Genomic DNA, 18,841 nt, shown 5'->3' on the forward strand with positions numbered 1-18,841 from the left:
GAAAGCGCCGCAAACCCGCGTATGACAAGGCCTTGATCCCCACCAGAAAAGTTTGGGAGCCTCTGAATAACCCCTTGCATGCTCAGCCAAAAAGACCCGGAGGGCGTAGCCTGAAGCGCACATCTGCTGCGCCTTGCCTCTCGGAAAGGACACCACCCTGACCATCGAGACAAGACGCAACAGCTGCACGCTTCAGGTCACGCTGAGCACGCAAGGGGTTATTCAGAGGCTCCCTATCCAGACCTCTGGAAAGCACTTAAAAGACCGTTATACTCGAAGGAAAGCTGCTGCTGGAGAAGATTGTGCCCACTCCCTATCGCAAAATCCTGGTTGCCATTGATGGCAGTGACGAATCCGCCCAGGTGCTGTCACGTGCTGCCGGTGTCCTGTCCGGTAACGAAGGCGAACTGCACCTGATTCATGTGATCGAGCCGCTGGCGCTGGCCTACGGCGCAGACGTTCCCATGGACGTCACCGATCTGCAGACCGGGCTGATGGATCAGGCCAGGGCCATGGCATCGCGCTATGCCGCTCAGTACGACATTGCCGATACCAACGTGCATGTTGAGCTCGGCTCCATCGAGAAAACCATTCTCGACATGGCAGATAAACTAGAGGCAGACCTGATTGCCGTTGGCAGCCACACCCGCAGCGGCCTGGCGTTACTGCTCGGCTCCACCGCCCGAGGGCTGGTGCCAGGGGCGCACTGTGATGTACTGGCTGTGAAGGTCGACCAGAAAAGCAGTTAATAGTTAACAGTGAATAGTGAACAGTTGCGCGAGCAACGGTTTCTGGTTTTAAACGTATGAGGCCGCGCCCAACTCTTGGGCGCGGCCTCATTGCTTTAATCAAATCAAAACCTGGATCGCGTCGCTGTTAACTATTCACTGTTAACTGTTAACTCTCTTCACTGCTTCTAGGTTAGCTGGAGAGCCCCCGTATTCCCCTGCCCTTCCTCGTTCCAGCGGCACAACAGTTCTGCCAGCCCCTGAGCCTGCTCGCGCAAGGAGCGTAGTTCTTCCTCGCTACCTTTTTCGCCATGAAAAACCGGCAGCTTGCGCATGGATTGAACCAGCTCATGGTCGGGGTTCGCCATGCGTTTGACCTCCAGCGTCCAGCGAATGTGGTGAACAATCATGTGGAAGAAGGCTAAACGTGTAGTCAGCGTATAGGGGCTGTCATCTTCGCTGAAATCATTGAAATCCAGACTGGCAATGACCGCCTCCCGAGAATTATCGGAAACCCGTATATCGGCACTGCGGGGGGTCCCCAGTAACATGGATAACGTGCCGAACACTTCGCCCGGCGAAACATAGTAAAGAGGAGCAGCAGCAGGGGAATCCCCCAATACCTCCAGCTGGCCACGAAGCAGGAAATACAGGGTGGAATCCACATCTCCTTCGCGAATCACCGCATCTCCTGGCCCCGCCAGCCACAGTTGGGTCTTGCTTTCCAGCAGGTCAAACTGCTCTGCATCATCACGGTCAATTTCATTAAAGAACGGCACTCCAGACAACAGCTGCCGAGCACGTTCCTGGCCATAGTCATTGTTATTGGCCTTTTCCATCTGTTACCCCACAAAACGCTGATGGATACAAAGTCTCCATGCTATTCGCCCTGCGAAGTGAGAACAACGTCTCATTAAAACGAGATTCAAAAAAATTAGCCAAATGGCGCATTAGGAGCCAGCGACAGCACTTTTCTTAGCCCCGTGGAGCATGAGAAAACGCTCGCCCCCTTACATTGGCCTTATGGACAGGCTGGACAAATAACACTGTTCATATTATCAGTATCCGTGCTAGCATCGAAAAAATCGTACAAGAAAGCGCCGGTTTGTCAGCTTTCACTGACACGACGGACACGCCTCCGCCGCCCTCTGCGCCTACATGGAGAAGGTTATGAGCAGCAAACTCACTGATCGTCAGCAGCAAGTACTGGACTGTATTCGCGAGTGCATTGCCGATACCGGCATGGCCCCGACCCGGGCGGAGATCGCCGACATCATGGGCTTTCAGTCGAAGAATGCTGCCTCAGACCACCTTCGTGCACTGGAACGCAAGGGCTACATTCGCCTGCACAGCGATCGCTCCCGGGGCATCCAGCTGCTGGACAACGCCTACTGGGGTGAAGAAGAGCTACCTATCGTCGGCAAGGTTGCCGCCGGTGTGCCCATCGAGGCCATTGAGAATGTGGAGCGCACAGTGCCGGTACCTCAGGGTCTGTTCAAGCAGCGCCCCACCTACCTGCTCAAAGTGCAGGGCGACAGTATGGTGGATGCGGGTATCTTCGATGGCGACCTGATTGCGGTGCGCAAATCCAACGTGGCGCGCAGTGGCGAGATCGTAGTGGCCAGAATTGACGAGGAAGTCACGGTCAAGACATTAAAACTGAACAAGTCCAGTGCTACCCTGCTGCCTGCGAATGAGGCTTATGAGCCCATCAAGGTGCCAGCTGACCAGCTGGTGATTGAAGGCATTTTTGTGGGGTTAATCCGTGATCCGAATTCTTACTAGTGTTTTTATTCTGGTTCTGAGTAGCAGTGTCATGTCAGACGATAACAACTTGCTCGCACCGTGCCCGAACTCACCCAATTGTGTTTCCAGCCTGAGTGGCAGCAAGGATCACTGGGTTGCACCGTTAGCGGTATCCGACAGCCGTGAAACCAGCTTGCAGCGGGTGCAGTCCGTTCTGGATTCCCTGCCACGAGTGGAATACGACGTGGTTGGCCAGTCCCGGATTCAGGCACGCTTCAAAAGCCTGGTACTGCGTTTCACGGATGATGTGACCTTCTATGTGCGCGAAAACGGCGTGGTAGAGGTACGCTCAGCTTCCCGTGTCGGCTACTGGGATTTAGGTGCCAATCGCCGTCGGGTAGAATCCCTGCGCGAACAGCTGGCAGAGACCCCATCCAATGACCGAAGCGCACAGCTCGACAACGAATCCGCCCGTCCAGTGGGCTGATATCGGCGTCAATCTTACTGACAAGCAGTTTCACGATGACCGCGATGCGGTCATCCAGCGAGCACGACACGCCGGCGTTAGCTGGCAGTTGATTACCGGCACCAGCGTTGCCGAATCCAGTCAGGCTATCGCGCTGGCAGAGCAGCACGATGACCTGTTCGCCACTGCCGGCCTGCACCCGCACAGCGCCCGTTTTTATTCCCCTGAACTCGAAAGGGAGTTGCGCGACATGCTTCGGCATCCTGCTGTTCGCGCTGCCGGTGAAATGGGCCTCGATTTCAATCGGGATTTCTCTCCCCGCCCGGATCAGGAAGCCGCCTTTGAAGCCCAGCTGGCACTGGCGGTAGATGCCAGGCTGCCGGTCTTTCTCCACGAACGGGATGCTCACGAACGTTTTCAGCCGATTCTGAAAGCATTTCGTGATGATCTAGTGGGAGCAGTAGTGCACTGTTTCACTGGCTCAAAGGCCGCTCTTTTTGACTATCTGGACCTGGACTGTCATATCGGCATTACTGGCTGGGTCTGCGATGAACGGCGCGGTAAGGAACTGGCCGATCTGGTGCACAACATTCCTGATAACCGCCTGCTGCTGGAAACGGACGCACCGTATTTATTGCCCCGCGACCTGCCCGAACCACCACCGAAAAAACGCCGCAACGAACCCTCACTCCTGCCGTGGGTCGGCCAGCGAATCGCGACTCTGCGGGGCCAGGCAGTCGAAACCGTGGCGGAAATGACCAGTGCCAATGCCAAGGCGTTGTTTACTGCTCGGTAAAAACATTGTTCTACCACAGAGCACACAGCGTTCACTGAGGTAAAACCTGGATTTCCTCGGTAAACTCTGTGATCTCTGGGGTGAAAAGACTTTTGGTAAGGCTATCGGTCAGGCGTGATCACTACGCCAGTGGAAATCCACTTTCAGGGGCGGTATTACCTCCCCTTCCGGTTGCCCCACCATTTCCGCATGGGCGGAGTGATGTAACAGCGTTGCCTTGGGGGTCGAGACATGACTCAACAGGTTATTGGCGTGCTCCGGCCCATTGAAACGCTGAATCTTGCCATTTCGATCCGTCACCCAGAACCATTCACCGTCCAGGCGAACCCTGACCGTACACACGGACAGACAGGCTGAGGTAATCTCGATTTCCTCAGCCTGTCGCTTTTTGAGTTTATCTGCGCTGATCGTCTTCATGACCATCAGCATTACGCCTTGTTCGTGAAACCTGCGTCATGAGAAAACAGCGAATCTGCTGCTCTTGTGCCAGCCAGCGCAGGCTGTGCGCCCCAAAACCAAATCAAATGCCATTTCACCACAGAGATCACGGCGTTCACTGAGGTAAAACCTGGGTTTTCTCGGTGTGCTCTGTGATCTCTGTGGTAAAAAATGTTTTCAGGTTTGTGGAATCTCCCCGCCCCTGCCGGGAAGTTTCTGGTGTCTTAACCGCCTAGGGTTTTTGCAGAAATGCCTGCACATCCAGCAGCCCAAAAGGCCATGCCAGCTCATGCCCATTTCGGGACAGCACCGGAATACGCTCACCGTATTGCGCGATCAGCTCATCATTCTCTGCCACATCAACCGCGTCGATTTCCAGGCCGGGGTTAACCATCATCAGTAATTCCCGGGCCTGCTCACACAGGTGGCAACCCAGCGTGGTATAGAGCACGACCGTCATGCTTCCTCCACATGGCGAATGGCATACAGCACGTGAATCTTGTCATTACGGCGGAAGTCTTCCGGAATGCTCCAGCGTGTCAGGTCTTCCACGTCGTACCACTTGGTAATGGACTCATCCAGCTTGAAACGCCGGAAGTTGCAGGAGAAATACAACACTCCGCCAGGCTCCAGCCGGCGCATGATCTTGCGAATCAGGTCACCATGATGCTCTTCCACCACGAAATCGCTACGCGACTTGTTGTTGGAGAATGTTGGCGGATCGCAGAACACCAGATCGAACTGCTCCTTGCATTCGTCCAGCCAGCGCATGGTGTCGGCACGCTCCAGGCTGTGCTGATCTGTGGAAAAACCATTCAATGCCAAATTACTGGCGGCCCACTCCAGATACTTCTTCGACGCATCCACCGTTACCGTTCGCTTGGCGCCACCCACCGCAGCATGCACCGTGGCAGAACCGGTATAGGCAAACAGATTGAGAAAACGCTTGCCCGAGGCTTCTTCAGCAATACGCAAACGGACCGGGCGGTGGTCCAGAAACAGGCCGGTATCCAGATAGTCCTGCAAGTTCACCAACAGCTGCGCCTGCCCCTCACGCACCGGACGATAGTGCCCCTGCCCATCCAGTTTCTGGTACTGCTGCTTGCCTTTTTGTCGCTCACGGGTACGCAGATGCACCTGCTCTCTGTGCACGCCCAAAGCAGCACGCACGGCCGTAACGGCCCAATCACGACGCTCGCGTGCTTTCTCGGGATCAATCGTTTTCGGAGCTTTAAACTCCTGCACCAGTACCTGGTCACCGTAGATATCCACGGCCACATTGAATTCAGGCAGATCCCGGTCATAGAGGCGATAACACTGGATATCCTCACGTTCCAGCCAACGGCGCAGATGCTTGCCGTTTTTCTTCAACCGGTTGACCAGCGGCATGGCTTGCTCGGGCACATCAAACGCCGCGCTATCGGCTACTTGCACTACCTCCACCGGCTGTTGCTGGCGCGGAGAATAAAGGCGAATGAAGTTATTGAACGGCCCATTTTTCAAGCGCCACTGGCTTTCCAGATTCATGCCGGAGCGGTCCATTACCTGGGCATCAGCACCAAGCAAAACGACCTGCCAGCCCGGAGCCAGCCTGGCCATGATGCGACCCAGGCCAAGGTGCAACCAGCCTGCCTGTTCCTGCTCATCAAGGCGCTCCCCCCAAGGCGGGTTGGTGACCATCACCCCCTCATCTGCCACATCCCTTGGTCGCAGCGCACCCAGTTCACGGCGCTCAAAATGGATGGCATGGCGCACCCCGGACCGCTCGGCATTCTGCTGGGCCAGCTGAATGGCTTTGAGATCCGCATCAAACCCCTTCAGGGACAAAGCCGGTACTGGACGGTCTGCACTGGCAGCAGCTTGATCCATGGCTGCCTGCCATAGCTGGCGGCGGCACCCCCGCCAGTGTTGAAAACCATAATGACGCCGCTGATGGCCCGGGGCTCTTCCCGCGGCCATCAATGCGGCTTCGATTAACAAGGTTCCCGATCCACAAAAAGGATCCAGCAAAGCGCCAGGACGGTCTTCCTTATGCCAACCTGCAGCCCAAAGCATGGCAGCGGCCAGGGTTTCACGTAACGGTGCCCGGCCACCAGCAAGACGGTAGCCGCGGCGGTGTAATGGATCACCGGCCAGATCCAGCCACAGGTGCGCTTCGTTTTGATCCAGGCGAGCACGCAGGCAACAGCTACCACGCAGATCCCGTGAAATGGTGAACTGGGGCGGCAACGCCTGAATAAATCGCTTGGCACTGATACGGTTGTCGCCACGCACGCCAAGGCCATGTTCCACATTCACATGAATCGGCGCATCATTGCCGACCAGTGCAAGCCAGTCCTGACTTGCTGCCAGTTTTTCAGGTGCGATGTCCGGGGTCACTCCCAGTTTGGCCAGGGGCAACAGTACCCGCTCCGCCAGACGAGACCATAAACACACCTTTAGCGCATCGGCAGTGCCTCCGGAAAACTCGACATGAGCCTTGCCTGTCTCCGTTACCGATATGCCCAGTGTGCCGAGTTCCTCTGCCAGTAAAGGCGCGATACCCGGCATACTGGTGGCTACAAATTCCATTATCAGTTCCTCGTAAGTGACTGTTTTGTGCAATCACATAAAATATTTATCTATAACTTTCAGTGTGTTACACAAACTGTCATCTCGCTGTCCTTTATACGTCATATGCTTAAAGGGCCGCGATGATATTGCTACTTGATATTCGACACTACTCTACCCGTTTTCCATACTGAATCTGTCGACCCCGGAGGTGAAGTCCACAACACAACGGGCCTGTTCGCATTGCCCGGGGTTATTTCTTTTTGTACTGATGTATGTGAAAGGAAAAGCGTCTATGAAGCGACAAAAACGAAACAGAGACGACCGCGCCTACAACAAAGGCTACAACGCTGGCCTTGATGGTAAATCCCGAGAAGACTGCCCCTTCGGCTCACTTCAGGCCCGAACCAATTGGATGGGTGGCTGGCGTGAAGGTCGTACCAACCTCGCTCAAGGCATGCTGGGTGTGGCCAGCATTCAGAATCTGAAGAATATCGGTTAAACCTTCCAAGTTCACCAATGCGCCGGCGCGTTCGCGCGCCGACCCACAGGGCCCCACCAGGGCCCTTTTTAATGGGCGTTCCGCCCATCCAAAGGCAATTTCACCACAGAGGGCACAGAGCACACAGTGTGAAATCCTTCTTTTCCCCAGTGATCCCTGTGACCTCTGTGGAAAACCCGTCTTTCCTTCCCGGATACCTACTTCCAGGCACGGGCGATCTTGCTGATCAGGCCCGGGCCCTGGTAGATGAGGCCGCTGTAGATCTGCACCAGTTCAGCGCCCAGGGCTTTCTTGGCCAGCGCGTCTTCGGGGCTGGTGATACCACCGACACCAATAATCGGGATACGGCCATCAAGCGCCTTACTCATGGTTTCCAGCGCCTGGTTGGCAATCGGAGTAAGCGGTGTACCGCTTAGCCCACCCTGCTCTTCCCCATGAGGCAAGCCCTTCACACCTTCCCGAGACAGCGTGGTGTTGCCAACGCAGACGCCATCGATACGGTGTTTCACGAAAGCTTCCGCCATGGCCTGCAGTTCTTCTGCGGTGTTGTCCGGCGCAATCTTGATAACCAGTGGAACCTTGCGACGATGCTGCTCATCCAGCCGATCCTGGGCTTCACGCAAGGTCGCCAGCAAGGTATTCAGGGCATCCCCATGCTGCAATTCACGCAGGCCGGGGGTGTTTGGAGAAGACACATTCACTACCAGATAAGTCGCATAGGCATGCACCTTCTGCTGACAGATCAGGTAATCCTCCACGGCGTTTTCCACCGGGGTGTCCTTGTTCTTGCCAATATTGATACCCAGTACGCCCTCATACTTGCTCTGCTTCACCGCATTGACCAGGTAATCCACTCCCTGGTTGTTAAAACCCATGCGGTTGATGATGGCGTTGGCTTTTGGCACGCGGAAAAGCCGAGGCTTAGGATTGCCCGGCTGGGCGCGCGGAGTAATGGTACCGATCTCGATAAAGCCAAAGCCCAGATCGGCCAAACCGTCAATGCAATCACCGTTTTTGTCCAGCCCGGCAGCCAACCCTACCGCATTGGGAAATTCAATCCCCATCACCTTCACCGGCGAAGAGACCTGGCATCCAGGCCACATCTTGCCCGCGCGCTTACGCAGCATGGCCAGAGTCAGGTCATGGGACTGTTCAGCAGAGAGGGAGAACAATAAGGGTCTGGCAAGGGAATACAGCATTGAGGCGTCCGCAACTGGTGAGCTGGCGCGCATTATAGCCAAGGGGGGCGGTTACTTCGATGCTTTGTGTCGGACAGGGGGAGCATTCCGTTTTGTGTGAGCGACGGTTCCGCCGCGATGCGCTGTGCCAGGCTGGAAATGCCGTTTCGCGGTCGAACGCCCGCTCCCACTGGGGAGGGCATTCCCGGCGGGGGCGGTTTTGTGGGAGCGGGCGTTCGACCGCGAAAGGCCGAGGCCAAGGCAGCGCGACGGAACCGTCGCTCGCACAGTTGACTCCTGCCCTCTGGCTTTTGGCGACCTTTAGGCAGGATTCTGCGTCCTGCGCTTCTTCACCTCACACATTCCCGCTAATCCGCGATGAACATAAAAAAAGCCCGGCTTACGCCGGGCTTGCACACACAACCAACGAAATCAGCGCGCCGGTTATTTCGCGGCGCTGGCCGGCTTGAGCAGGAAACGGCCCAATGCCGGGAGTAACCACAGGGCACCGATCATGTTCCACAGGAACATAAAGGTCAGCAGGATGCCCATGTCCGCCTGGAACTTGATGGAACTGAACACCCAGAAGATCACACCTACCGCCAGGGTGATACCGGTGAATGCCACCGCCTTACCCGTGGTTTTCAGTGTCTCTTTATAGGCAGACTCAAGATCCATGCCTTGTTTCAGGTACTCGGACAATTTGCTGTAGATATAGATGCCGTAGTCCACGCCGATGCCCACACCAAGCGCAATCACCGGCAAGGTCGCCACCTTCACACCAATCCCCATCTGCGCCATCAACGCCTGGCAGAGAATGGAGGTGAGGCCCAGCGGCACGATGATACAGATCACCGCACGGATGGAGCGGAACGCAATCAGCACCAGAATGGATACCACAGCGTAAACCAGTGCAAGCATCGGGTACTGGCTGGCTTCGATGGTCTGGTTAGTCGCCGCCTCTACACCAGCGTTACCGGATGCCAGTTTGAACTCGATGACATCCTGGTTATTGCGGGTTTCGGAGAACTCCGCCACGGCCTTGGTGACCCGGTCGAGAGTCTCGGCCTTGTGATCATCCAGGAACACGTAAATGGGCGTCAGGGAACAGTCCAGGTTGTACAGGCTGTCCGGCATGAAGCTCATCACGTTGTTAAGCGCATACTGGTCGCGGGAAATGGTCGCCCACTTCATGGACCCTTCGTTCATGTTGGTAGCGATCATCTTGGTAGCAGACGCGATGGTCGCCACATCCTGAACCCCTTCCACGTTTTGCAGCGTCCATGCCATATCATCGGCGGCCTGCATAGCCTGGTAGGTGTTACACGCTTCCTGTGGGGTCTTGCCCATCACCACCAGTACGTCCGCACTCACGGAGTAGTTGGAGACCAGGAAATTAACGTCATGGTTGTAACGGTAACGATCCTTTGGCTCGTAACCACGCGGACAATCCATCTCTTCACAAGGGTCCGGCCACAGCTCTGGCGCGCCCTTGTCCAGATCACCGATCTTCAGGTCCTGGCTGAGGTAGATACCTCCCGCATAACCCACTACAGCAATGATGATGGAGGCAGCGGCCATACCCGGACGAGTGAAGCGGGCGAACAAGCCTGCCAACGGATGATCTTTCTCTTCGCCAGCCTGAATCTTGCGCACTGCAGCACCGCTCACCCCAACATAGGAGAGCACCACCGGCACCACAATCAGATTGGTAATGATGATCACCGCCACCCCGATACTGGCAGCCATCGCCAGCTCACGGATCACGCCGATATCGATCATGTAAAGCGTCAGGAAACCAATGGCATCGGATACCAATGCCACCATGCCGGGCACCACCAGCGCCTGCAGGGTGGATTTGGATGCATCAAGTGAAGACAGACCCGAGGCCACATAGTTAGCCAGCGTATTCACAATCTGCACACCGTGGGATACCGCGATGGCGAATACCAGGAACGGCACCAGCATGGAGTAAGGATCGATGGTAAAGCCCAAAGTGCTGACGATACCCAACTGCCATATCACCGCGACAAAGGAACAAATGGAAACCGTGAGCGCGCTGCGGATACAACGGGTATCAAGCAGCAGCAACAGGGCAATCAGGCCCAGGGTCAGGAAGAAGAACATGGCCACTTCCTGAGCGGCAGACATCACGTCACCGGCTTTCTTGGCCAAGCCGACAATGTGAATGCGCACATTGGGGTATTTGTCCTGGAAGGTGCTGCGGATCTCCTCAAGGCTGGCTGACAATGCCGGAATATCCACCCCGTCGTCACCCAGTGCATCGAGAAGGTGCGCATGAACCACGCTGGACTGGAAGTTATCTGCCACCAGACGGCCGACTTGGCCGGAACGCAGCACATTGGTACGCAACTGCTCCAGACTTTGCTCGGATCCATCGTAGCCGGCGGGAATGACTTCGCCACCCTGAAAACCCTGCTCGGTCACTTCGTTCCAGCGCACGTTGCTGGTCCACAGGGAGCTGATCTTGCTCGGGTCCACCCCTTCCAGAGCGAACACCTGATCGGTGACCTCTTTTAGGGCCATCATGTAATCGTCGTTGAAAATATCTTCGCCCTGGGTCTCCGCCACAATCAGGCGAATATCGTTACCGAGGCTGAGATCATTCTTGTGTTCAAAGTAATTCTGGATATAGGGATGGTCCAGAGGAACCATCTTGCTGATATCGGTATTCAATTGAATCTTGGACGCCTGGTATCCCAGCAGTGCAGTCAATGCCACAAAGAGGACCAGTACGACCTTGCGCGCCTTGAACAGAGCGCCGGCAATATTTTGAGAAATGCTACCTGACATGCTGGGCCCCTTATTTCACGTCTTCAATCACGCGCACACCACCCTGACCCGCGATCAGGATGCCACCCTTTTCACGGGGCAATACGGCGGAGATGGATTCACGGTCCGGCAGGAACCGCAGAGAAAAGCTTTTACCCTCGTCGTGACTGGTAAGAATGCCACCGGCATTCGTCACCAACACTACGGAGCCGTCAGCCAGCACGGTGCCATCGTTGATCCCGCGGGACATACCGCTAGGCACCTTGCTCCAGCTGACGCCACGGTTTCCCGTCAACCAGATATTACCCTGCAGGCCATAGACCAACGCCTTGGCATCAGAGAGGGTGGTAGCGCCAAAAAACGTACCGCTGTAGGGGCTTTTCAGACGTTCCCAGTTGGCGCCTTCATCCAGAGACCGGAACATGGCACCCTTTTCTCCCACCAGGTAACGAGTGGAGCTATTGGAGACAGCAGAAAGGCCATAAAGATGCCAACCGTCGCCATTCTTCAGGCTATCCGGCTTCTTGCTCCAGGTTTCACCACCGTCTGTGGTTTCCAGGTAGTAGCCATAACCGCCAACGGCCACCGCACGCTCGCGGCTTTCACAGTGTACATCCAGCAACGGAGCCCCGGAGGTGTCCACCGGACCGGCAGAACCGCCACCCTGGTCCTCCGCATAAGGGTCGTCGCTGTAGAGGTCATCATCCCCATAGGGATCATCACTGTATTCTTCATCGGCATAAGGGTCACCGTAGATATCATCCATGGACAGATCATCCATGGCCATATCGCCGGCTTCCTCCAGGGCACCATCTTCAGTGCCATCGCCGCCCAGAGGGTCACTGTACTGTACGTTCCAGGTTTCACCGCCATCACGGGTACCAAGCACAAGGGCATCATGCCCCACAGCCCAGCCATGACGGGCGTCGACAAAACAGACGCTGGTAAGAAGTACTTCCGTAGGTGAAGCTGCCGCTTGCCAGTGAGCACCCTCATCATCGGAATAAAGAATCTTTCCGCGATCGCCCACTGCCACAACGCGCCCACCCGCATCTGCCAGATCCAGGTAGGTATTCGCTTTCACCAATGGAGAATCGCTTGCTACAAATTCTGCCTGCGCAGTCGCAGACAGCGCGGCCGAAACGGCCAAAACCATTATCTTTTTCATTGTCCCATCTCATCCCGAGGCCCTGATGCAGGACCGAGCACAAAACGACCGGGAACCTCGCGGGACCCGGCCGTCTTGTCTTGGCTACCGTTCAAACGGTAAGCCTGTGCGTTTTCTTAACCACGCCCACGACGACGCAGTGCGGCCGGGTGGAAATAACGATCATCCGGTACCGGCTGGCTGTAGTCGAGAATGGAAGGCTCTTCGTTATCCAGGAACTGTACGTGGTAACGCTGGGCACGCAGATCATGGAACGCATCCAGAGCAGTCCACTGGGTCGGCACTTCATAGTAGTTCTTGATGTAGGCCAGGCTGACACGCCACAGTTCACCACGACGATCATATTGATCCGCAACCGCAATCTGCCAGGAATCCGCATCAATATAGAAACGACGTTTGTTGTAGATATGACGTTCGCCGTCTTTCAGGTTCGCTTCCACTACCCACACACGGTGCAGTTCCCAGCGCTGATAATCGGAGTTCACGTGCCCTTTCTGCAGCAGGGTCTCGTAACTCACGTCAGGGCTGTCCATCTTGTAGTTGTTGTAAGGGATAAACATTTCCACCGGCTTGGGATGCACCAGTTTCCAGTTGTACTTGTCAGGTGCACCGTTGTACATGTCGGTGTCATCAGCGGTCCGCAGGCCATCTGCCGCCGCAATCGGGGTGTCATAAGCCAGGTTGGGAGCACGACGCACACGACGCTGGCCGGCGTTATAACCCCAGGCCTGACGTGGCATTTTCTTCTGATCCTGCATCTCGTGAACCAGTACTGCACCACCGGCCAGACGTGCTGGAGCCTTGGTGAAGGACAGGTAGTAGAACAAGACGTTGTCCAGGGTCTCGTAGTTATACTTGGGATCGTAATAGCGGAAATAAATTTCCTGCTGGGAGGTAATCAGGGAATACGCCCCACTACGCTGCACCGCCACTTCGGAAGCACGGCGCACCACATACAGGCCCCGCCAGCGCAGAATGTGGTTCCAGATAGCCTGTAGCGCCTGCTCTTCATTGCTACCGCTCAGGATCGGGAAAGGCGTGCCGCCAAAGGTATCTTTAACGCCAGTCTCACCCAGCTCAGCCTTGGTGGCATTGCTCTTGGTGTTGTCATACACCCACTGCGGCGCAGAGGTAGAACGATGGCTTGGATAGACATTCATCTTGAAGGTATCCGGGTAGGTCTTGAGCATGGCTTTAACACCATCCGGTACCTTGTCCGCATATTGGCCAACATTTTGCGCAGTAATGGTGAATACCGGCTTTTCGTTGCCATAGGGGTCAGGATGATGCTGACCCGGGCGGGTATAACTCTTGGGAATGTCCTTGCGCTGAATACCACCAGTCCAGTCAGGAATGCCCAAGCCAGTAGAAACGGCCTTGCCATTACCTTTCACGTCAGCACCAAAAGGAGTGAGGCTCTTGCCCAGTTTGGCAGCCTCGGAAGCGGGAACAGCCGCTTGCACAGTGGCTGCCACGCTCAGGGACAGTGCCAGAACACTCCCCATTGCGGTCAATTTCTTCAACATGATTTGCTCTCCGATAAACCGGGCCGCTGCGCGGCCCGCAAAAATTTAGAAAGAGTACTTAACAGAAACCGAAGCGTTGTTGCGGTCGGCCAGTTTGTTGGAATAGTCGGCACCCCAGAAGGTGGTGCCAGACATGGCCACTTCCAGGTTGTTCAAGTACACAAAATTGACGCCCAGCGTGGCGGCTTTACGATCTTCCATAAAGTTGCCGCCAATCGGGGAGTTACCTTCTACATCGTGCGCAATACGAATGCTTGGGCTCATGGAAACACCGGCAAATACATTGCTGTAATCTGCTCTCAGTACGGCACGATAGCCCCAGGAAGTAGTATCCAAGCCGTAGTCGTCAGTCTCATTTGAGGTAACAACTCCATCACGATTACCATTCAGCACATCAGCTTCTGTGCCGAGAATCGCAGCAGTGGAGTTATAGTAAAGATCCTCGTTTTCCAAGCCATCGATGTGTTCTACACCAAGTTCAAGCAGTGCAATCAAACCATCAGAGCCAAATGTTGGCCCAAAGTTGAAAATATTCACCAAAGAAGCATTGTAGCTGTCTACTTCATCATAGAAGTAATACAGCTGACCAGCCTGAACCTTATCTGTACCGCTGAGGCAACTTCCACCCAGTTCAACACGGACACAGTGCGAGGTAAAATTGCCAATTCTAGGATCAGGATTAACCGCAACACCAGCAAGATTCTGGATTAGGTTATCACCTACTTCATTGATAATTGCGCGATTGGGTCGGTAGGCAATCTCACCTGCGAACGACACATTTCCCACAGCGGTATTGAAGCTTGCGCCGATCATATCCTGATCTTCAACATAAGCCATCTGATACTCGGTGGTGTCGATAGTCTCAGGAGCCCCCGCAGGGCCGGCAGCATTGATCTGATTAATTCTGGCACCCACAACCGGTGTCTTGGCATGGGTTCTTGTATAATAAACGGCAAACTCTGTGCCATTGAGGTTTTCAGCAAAGTAACGGTAAGCCAAACCGAATTGCCCACCATCCGAAGCTTCTTTATCGCGGATTCGGTCTACAGTTACTTGCGTGGCTTCATACTGATAATCAGAGCCGTAAGTCGAACTTGTATAGTTAGCAAACGCTGGCTCAATGAACCCAGGACCGGGAACCAAGCCAGCCTGAGCTGCACTGTAAGCAACAACCCTGCCATCGATGATTACATGATCCGCCCCTTTCCCAGGAAATGCATCATGTGTAGAGAAATAGGTGCCGACAGGGGCATCCTCGGAATTCTTCCATTCAAACTGATAGAAGCCTTCCAAAGTAGCGTTATAAGTTAGGCCGTAGGAAAAATAGAAACTATCCAGCGGCAGCAGCGCTTCCTTAATTTCGGAACCCGGTAGGCGCAAGGCGTTCAAGTCAAAGTAGTTCGCTGTGTTGACCCCGTTCTGCATGAACAGGGCTTCACCCCAGTTGATCACCTGCTGACCAATACGTACGTTTAAAGGGCGCTCAAATACATCGAAGTTACCCCAAACGTAGGCATCCAAGAGACGGGCACGCTCACCGGCATAGCGTTCAGCATCACTGGTGAAATCATCCCCTGTTCCATTATTGGCATAGTCGGAGTAAGTCGCATATCGCAAAAAACCGTCCTGTCCACCGGGGAAAGGCGCAGCTGGGTTAAGAGCTCCACCGTCATGCCCACCACCCATGATCTGCTGATCATAGAATGCGGTACCACGCAGGAACATGCCGTATTTACCCTGCCAGCTCAGATCCAGCTCTGGCGTAATCTTGTAGACCAGAGACGCTAGGCCAGTATCAAAGTTGTTATTGGCATCGTTCTTGTTGATCTGGGAGCCATAACCCGCTTTGGTCATGTCCACCACATCACCGGTAGCCGCCAGCATGGAATCCTGAGACTCGGTACGGAACAGTGCGCCCACGGACAGCGTGGTATCCAGACGCCCTTGCCAATCAGGGTTATCGAATTCGAGCTGAACAGCGGACGCTGGCAGCGAAAGCCCTCCGAGGGCCGAGATACTGGCGACAGCAAGCGCCAGCCTGGTTTTACGCAGGTGCTTATTATTCATGTAGCTACTCCGAGTTGCCAAATGGCTTTATTGTTCTTGCTGCCGTGTCCCTATGCGAGGCTCAGATCCCATCTTTCCTACTGAAACACGCCACAGACAGCTAATACCTAATTCTTACACATTGAAAGGCAAAATAAATCCCCTTTGGGAGGGAGATTTACGACCAGTCAGTCACAGTTTTCGGATGACTTCAAGTATGCAACTACTGACTAATCACCAGACAATATCCGCGTCAGCACCTCGCGCAGGTTTGCTGATGCCGTTTCCAACACTGCCTGCAACTGCTGCCTGAGCAATTGCTGCCGTCCCGGCTCAAGCCGGTGCAATCTGGCTGCCGCATTAGCAATACGTGCCGCAATCTGTGGATTGAGTGCATCCACCCTGCCCAGCGCCTGAGCAAACAACTGATATCCCTTGGGAGTATTGAACGCAGAAGGGTTGCTGCCTGCCAGGGCGCCTAACACAGAACGCACACGGTTTGGCACCTTCCAGTCAAAGGCAGGATGCTCAAGCAGCTCCGCCACCACATCAATGGTCGACTCACCCGGCGCTGACGCCTGTACCGAGAACCATTGATCCATCACCAGCGCCTCGTCTTTCCAGCGTTGGGCAAATTGGGCCAGAGCCTGTTCCGCTCCGGAAAGACCATGATGCACCAGCGTTCGCAACGCACCCAGCTCTTCGGACATACACAAAGGCAACTCGAACAGCTCCACCGCAATGCGGGCAGCTTCCGGGTGTCCCCCCGCAGCCAGATAATCCAGCGCCAGATTACGCAGCTGACGTCGCCCCATTGCCACACCGTCCATTTGCAGCTCTGTCGCCAGCAGGTTCTCAGACAGCGACAGCCAGTGTGCCTGCAAGGCTCGACCTATCGCCTGCTTTAACTGCTGATGAGCCTCATGAACTGCTGCGGGATCCAGGGGAGAATGACGGTCTCCCAGTGCCACCTCTGAAGGCAGCATGAGCAACAGTGCCGCCTGCGCGAAGTCTTCTCCTGCACGATCAATCACTTGCTCCAGCGCCGGCTGCAATGCCGCCGCCTCCAGGTCAGGTGACGATTGCCCTTTCACCAGCCGATCCATGGCCGCAAAGTACAACCTCTGGGCAGCCGACCAGCGACAATAGCCATCGCTATCATGGGACAACAGCGCAGCCAGTTGATCCTTTCGGTAATCGAATTCCAGCACCACCGGCGCAGAAAAGCCACGCAGCAAGGAAGGCGTCACGGACTCTGACACCGGAAAATGGAAGGTCTGTTCCTGCTGATCAATAATCAATACCTGCTCTCGCCTCCCCTCCTCATCCAGGGGAACAGGCTCGCCCTGGGCATCCAGCAGCGCCATACGCACCGGGATCACTAATGGCAGCTTCTCAGCCTGCCCAGGGGTTGGCGGTGTATGCTGACGGAAGGTCAAGCGATATCCTTCGGGGGCAACCTGATCGACAACTGACAACACGGGCGTCCCCGCCTGGCTGTACCAACGCCGGAACTGGCCCATGTCTGTGCCAGAGACTTCCTGCATGCAATCCACAAAATCATCACAGGTCACCGCCTGGCCATCAAAACGTGCAAAGTAGAGATCCGTCGCCTTGCGGAACTGCTCCGCACCCAGAAGGTGGTACTGCATTCGCACAATTTCGGCACCCTTCTCATAAATGGTCAGAGTGTAGAAATTATCAATTTTCTCGAATTCCTCAGGGCGCACCGCATGAGCCATGGGGCCCTGATCTTCCGGGAATTGGTGGTTAACCAGGAAGTCCACGTCTTCAACCCGCTTCACTGCGGCCGAGTTCATATCCGCAGAGAACATCTGGTCACGGAAAACGGTAAAGCCTTCCTTGAGACTCAACTGAAACCAGTCACGACAGGTGACCCGGTTTCCCGACCAGTTATGAAAATACTCATGGGCGACCACTGACTCCACGCGCTGGAAGCCAGCGTCGGTGGTAGTGGCAGGGTGTGCAAGCACACAGGCGGTATTGAAGATATTCAGGCCTTTGTTCTCCATGGCCCCCATATTGAAATGGCTGACAGCGACGATCATGTAAATATCCAGATCGTATTCACACCCATAGGTGTGCTCATCCCAGCGCATGGCGTTCTTCAGGGAAGCCATGGCGTGGTCAAGCTTGTCCAGATCCCGATGCTCCGCATAGAGACGCAAAGCCACCTCTCGGCCGGAGCAAGTCACAAAGACATCTTCCAGGCAGGCCAGATCACCCGCTACCAGCGCAAACAGATAACAGGGCTTGGGGAAAGGGTCCTCCCAGGTCACCCAGTGACGCTCACCCTCTTCACCCTGCGCAACGGGATTACCGTTGGACAGCAACAAGGGGTAGCGCTTCTTGTCCGCTCTGACCGTCGTCCGGAAAGACGACATCACATCAGGGCGATCAGGAAAAAAGGTAATGTGGCGGAAGCCCTGCGCTTCACATTGAGTGCAGTACATGCCATTGGACACATACAGCCCTTCCAGGGCGGTATTGTTCTCAGGGTCGATATCCACCACCGACACCAGCGTCGCCTTTTCTGGCAACCCGGACAGGACCAGCTCCCCGTCTTCGTAGCGGTAACTGTTTTCATCCAGCACTTTGCCATCCAGAGCCAGAGAGCGAAGAGTCAACCCCTCGCCGTTGAACATCATGGCATCGGAAACCGCTGCAGCAGGATTACGCCGCAACGCCAGTTCACTGGTCACCGTGGTCACACCGTCATGGATATCCACATCAAGCGTCACGCTATCCACCAGATACGCCGGGGGCAGGTAATCCTTGAGGCGGGTAGTGGTTACAGCAGCGTGGGCAGTTTCCATCAAACAACTCCTGAGATTGGCTTTGGAATAACAGTTTAACGCGTCCCTGAAACGACAACACCCCGCC

The 18,841-nt window shown here is 55.2% G+C and carries 15 protein-coding genes; 5 read left to right on the forward strand and 10 right to left on the reverse strand.

The features are described 5' to 3' along the window. Positions 1 to 302 precede the first annotated feature (302 nt). Positions 303 to 749, forward strand: a complete 447-nt coding sequence (locus Y5S_RS01415; protein WP_035229649.1) for a universal stress protein — start codon at positions 303 to 305, stop codon at positions 747 to 749. Between the two features lie 167 nt (positions 750 to 916). Here Y5S_RS01415 and Y5S_RS01420 read toward each other — a convergent pair whose 3' ends face one another. Next, the gene (locus Y5S_RS01420; protein ID WP_035229651.1) at positions 917 to 1,567 is read right to left on the reverse strand and encodes a cyclic nucleotide-binding domain-containing protein; all 651 of its coding nucleotides are present in this window, start codon (positions 1,565 to 1,567) and stop codon (positions 917 to 919) included. Between the two features lie 331 nt (positions 1,568 to 1,898). On the opposite strand from Y5S_RS01420, the gene lexA reads away from it, so the two are divergent. The 3 genes from lexA to Y5S_RS01435 are packed head-to-tail and all read left to right on the forward strand — an operon-like array spanning position 1,899 to position 3,736. Continuing rightward, complete coding sequence (lexA, locus tag Y5S_RS01425; RefSeq protein WP_035229653.1) at positions 1,899 to 2,513, forward strand: transcriptional repressor LexA; 615 nt, start codon at positions 1,899 to 1,901, stop codon at positions 2,511 to 2,513. 31 nt (positions 2,514 to 2,544) lie between these two features. Further along, positions 2,545 to 2,961, forward strand: a complete 417-nt coding sequence (locus Y5S_RS01430; protein WP_035229656.1) for a DUF1499 domain-containing protein — start codon at positions 2,545 to 2,547, stop codon at positions 2,959 to 2,961. After that, positions 2,912 to 3,736, forward strand: a complete 825-nt coding sequence (locus Y5S_RS01435; protein ID WP_052041313.1) for a TatD family hydrolase — start codon at positions 2,912 to 2,914, stop codon at positions 3,734 to 3,736. Before Y5S_RS01430 ends, Y5S_RS01435 begins: the two co-directional genes overlap by 50 nt. A 108-nt stretch (positions 3,737 to 3,844) precedes the next feature. Here the strand turns inward: Y5S_RS01435 and Y5S_RS01440 are convergent, their stop codons facing one another. From Y5S_RS01440 to rlmKL, 3 genes are all read right to left on the reverse strand, one after another. Then, a complete protein-coding gene (locus tag Y5S_RS01440) occupies positions 3,845 to 4,153 on the reverse strand; it encodes a DUF6482 family protein (protein WP_156107524.1) in 309 nt (102 codons plus the stop codon). 253 nt (positions 4,154 to 4,406) lie between these two features. Next, complete coding sequence (locus tag Y5S_RS01445; protein WP_035229661.1) at positions 4,407 to 4,634, reverse strand: glutaredoxin family protein; 228 nt, start codon at positions 4,632 to 4,634, stop codon at positions 4,407 to 4,409. After that, a complete protein-coding gene (gene rlmKL, locus Y5S_RS01450) occupies positions 4,631 to 6,745 on the reverse strand; it encodes a bifunctional 23S rRNA (guanine(2069)-N(7))-methyltransferase RlmK/23S rRNA (guanine(2445)-N(2))-methyltransferase RlmL (protein ID WP_035229663.1) in 2,115 nt (704 codons plus the stop codon). Before rlmKL ends, Y5S_RS01445 begins: the two co-directional genes overlap by 4 nt. Positions 6,746 to 7,019: 274 nt before the next feature. On the opposite strand from rlmKL, the gene rmf reads away from it, so the two are divergent. After that, entirely contained in the window at positions 7,020 to 7,226 is a 207-nt protein-coding gene (gene rmf / locus Y5S_RS01455; RefSeq protein ID WP_035229665.1) for a ribosome modulation factor, read from the forward strand. A gap of 197 nt (positions 7,227 to 7,423) precedes the next feature. Here rmf and Y5S_RS01460 read toward each other — a convergent pair whose 3' ends face one another. The 6 genes from Y5S_RS01460 to pepN form a co-directional block, all read right to left on the reverse strand. After that, entirely contained in the window at positions 7,424 to 8,425 is a 1,002-nt protein-coding gene (locus Y5S_RS01460) for a quinone-dependent dihydroorotate dehydrogenase (RefSeq protein ID WP_035229667.1), read from the reverse strand. Positions 8,426 to 8,848: 423 nt separating this feature from the next. Beyond that, positions 8,849 to 11,218, reverse strand: a complete 2,370-nt coding sequence (locus Y5S_RS01465) for an efflux RND transporter permease subunit (protein ID WP_052041315.1) — start codon at positions 11,216 to 11,218, stop codon at positions 8,849 to 8,851. Positions 11,219 to 11,228: 10 nt separating this feature from the next. After that, a complete protein-coding gene (locus Y5S_RS01470) occupies positions 11,229 to 12,365 on the reverse strand; it encodes a WD40/YVTN/BNR-like repeat-containing protein (RefSeq protein ID WP_035229668.1) in 1,137 nt (378 codons plus the stop codon). 116 nt (positions 12,366 to 12,481) lie between these two features. After that, the gene (locus Y5S_RS01475; RefSeq protein ID WP_035229670.1) at positions 12,482 to 13,891 is read right to left on the reverse strand and encodes a DUF1329 domain-containing protein; all 1,410 of its coding nucleotides are present in this window, start codon (positions 13,889 to 13,891) and stop codon (positions 12,482 to 12,484) included. A 45-nt stretch (positions 13,892 to 13,936) separates the two neighbouring features. After that, the gene (locus tag Y5S_RS01480) at positions 13,937 to 15,958 is read right to left on the reverse strand and encodes a DUF1302 domain-containing protein (RefSeq protein ID WP_035229672.1); all 2,022 of its coding nucleotides are present in this window, start codon (positions 15,956 to 15,958) and stop codon (positions 13,937 to 13,939) included. Between the two features lie 209 nt (positions 15,959 to 16,167). Beyond that, complete coding sequence (gene pepN / locus Y5S_RS01485; RefSeq protein WP_035229674.1) at positions 16,168 to 18,774, reverse strand: aminopeptidase N; 2,607 nt, start codon at positions 18,772 to 18,774, stop codon at positions 16,168 to 16,170. Between the last annotated feature and the right edge of the window lie 67 nt (positions 18,775 to 18,841).

Origin of the sequence: Alcanivorax nanhaiticus (genome assembly GCF_000756665.1) — a bacterium.
Taxonomy (GTDB): Bacteria; Pseudomonadota; Gammaproteobacteria; order Pseudomonadales; family Alcanivoracaceae; genus Alcanivorax; species Alcanivorax nanhaiticus.

Coding starts and splice junctions, on each gene's coding strand:
- Y5S_RS01420 (WP_035229651.1), bottom strand. CDS start 1,567: ATGGAAAAGGCCAATAACAATGACTATGGCCAGGAACGTGCTCGGCAG.
- lexA (WP_035229653.1), top strand. CDS start 1,899: ATGAGCAGCAAACTCACTGATCGTCAGCAGCAAGTACTGGACTGTATT.
- Y5S_RS01430 (WP_035229656.1), top strand. CDS start 2,545: ATGTCAGACGATAACAACTTGCTCGCACCGTGCCCGAACTCACCCAAT.
- Y5S_RS01435 (WP_052041313.1), top strand. CDS start 2,912: ATGACCGAAGCGCACAGCTCGACAACGAATCCGCCCGTCCAGTGGGCT.
- Y5S_RS01440 (WP_156107524.1), bottom strand. CDS start 4,153: ATGAAGACGATCAGCGCAGATAAACTCAAAAAGCGACAGGCTGAGGAA.
- Y5S_RS01445 (WP_035229661.1), bottom strand. CDS start 4,634: ATGACGGTCGTGCTCTATACCACGCTGGGTTGCCACCTGTGTGAGCAG.
- rlmKL (WP_035229663.1), bottom strand. CDS start 6,745: ATGGAATTTGTAGCCACCAGTATGCCGGGTATCGCGCCTTTACTGGCA.
- rmf (WP_035229665.1), top strand. CDS start 7,020: ATGAAGCGACAAAAACGAAACAGAGACGACCGCGCCTACAACAAAGGC.
- Y5S_RS01460 (WP_035229667.1), bottom strand. CDS start 8,425: ATGCTGTATTCCCTTGCCAGACCCTTATTGTTCTCCCTCTCTGCTGAA.
- Y5S_RS01465 (WP_052041315.1), bottom strand. CDS start 11,218: ATGTCAGGTAGCATTTCTCAAAATATTGCCGGCGCTCTGTTCAAGGCG.
- Y5S_RS01470 (WP_035229668.1), bottom strand. CDS start 12,365: ATGAAAAAGATAATGGTTTTGGCCGTTTCGGCCGCGCTGTCTGCGACT.
- Y5S_RS01475 (WP_035229670.1), bottom strand. CDS start 13,891: ATGTTGAAGAAATTGACCGCAATGGGGAGTGTTCTGGCACTGTCCCTG.
- Y5S_RS01480 (WP_035229672.1), bottom strand. CDS start 15,958: ATGAATAATAAGCACCTGCGTAAAACCAGGCTGGCGCTTGCTGTCGCC.
- pepN (WP_035229674.1), bottom strand. CDS start 18,774: ATGGAAACTGCCCACGCTGCTGTAACCACTACCCGCCTCAAGGATTAC.